Origin of the sequence: Myxococcus llanfairpwllgwyngyllgogerychwyrndrobwllllantysiliogogogochensis (assembly GCF_006636215.1) — a bacterium.
In the GTDB taxonomy this organism is placed as follows: domain Bacteria; phylum Myxococcota; class Myxococcia; order Myxococcales; family Myxococcaceae; genus Myxococcus; species Myxococcus llanfairpwllgwyngyllgogerychwyrndrobwllllantysiliogogogochensis.
Map to the genome: position 1 here is coordinate 1 of NZ_VIFM01000958.1, position 395 is coordinate 395.

Genomic DNA, 395 nt, shown 5'->3' on the forward strand with positions numbered 1-395 from the left:
GAGACAGATATAGGCGTTATCGATGTTCGGGAACTGACGCAGATCTTTGGTTTTGATATTGGCTTTCGCGTAGTCAACGGAGCCGGTGCCGCTCTTCACCGCGACCACTTTACCGTTCAGATCTTTGACATCTTTGATGTCGTTATTATTAGCGTTGACCATCACCAGCAGGCCGCTTTTATAGTAGCCGTCGGAGAAGTCGATCGCTTTTTTACGCTCGTCGGTAATGGTGATCCCCGCCAGCGCCAGATCGATATTTTTGGTTTGCAGCGCCGGGATAATGCCGCTGAAGTCCATTGGCTTCAGGGTGTAGTCGAGCTTCAGCTCTTTGGCGATAGCCGCCCACAGGTCAACGTCAAAACCCACATACTTATCGCCTTGCTTAAATTCGAACG

General features: G+C 50.4%; 1 protein-coding gene. It reads right to left on the reverse strand.

All coding sequences use genetic code 11. The features are described from left to right. Positions 1–395: transporter substrate-binding domain-containing protein (locus FJV41_RS56450; RefSeq protein WP_141649695.1), on the reverse strand; the 395-nt coding region annotated here is incomplete at both ends.